Genomic DNA, 386 nt, shown 5'->3' on the forward strand with positions numbered 1-386 from the left:
TCAATCAAATGTTGTGGCCCCGCATTACCTATCGCCCCGATGGAATACATAAATGGCCGCCCTATCAGCACATAATCCGCACCCAGCGCGATCATACGGGCAATATCGAGTCCGGTTCTGACACCGCCATCGACGAGAATAACCGCATCTTTGCCAAGCTTTTCTCGTACCAACGGCAACATTGAAACGGAGGACGGCGCTGCATCGAGCTGCCGACCACCATGGTTTGAAACAACGATGCCGTCTGCTCCGAGCGCGATATAATGCTGAGCCTCCTCAGGACTGAGGATACCTTTCACGACAATCTTACCCTGCCATTGATCACGGATACGTTTGAAGCGCTCCTGCGTGATGTGCCCTGCGAGAACGCGGTCAAGAAATTCGCC

Annotated in this window: 1 protein-coding gene; it reads right to left on the reverse strand. The window is 53.6% G+C overall.

Annotated elements, in window-relative coordinates; genetic code table 11:
- Positions 1-386 (reverse strand): alpha-hydroxy acid oxidase (locus HBA93_RS19115; RefSeq protein WP_221724356.1); only part of this gene is annotated, 386 nt, incomplete at both ends.

The organism is Ochrobactrum sp. SFR4, assembly GCF_019730395.1.
Classification (GTDB): Bacteria; Pseudomonadota; Alphaproteobacteria; order Rhizobiales; family Rhizobiaceae; genus Pseudochrobactrum.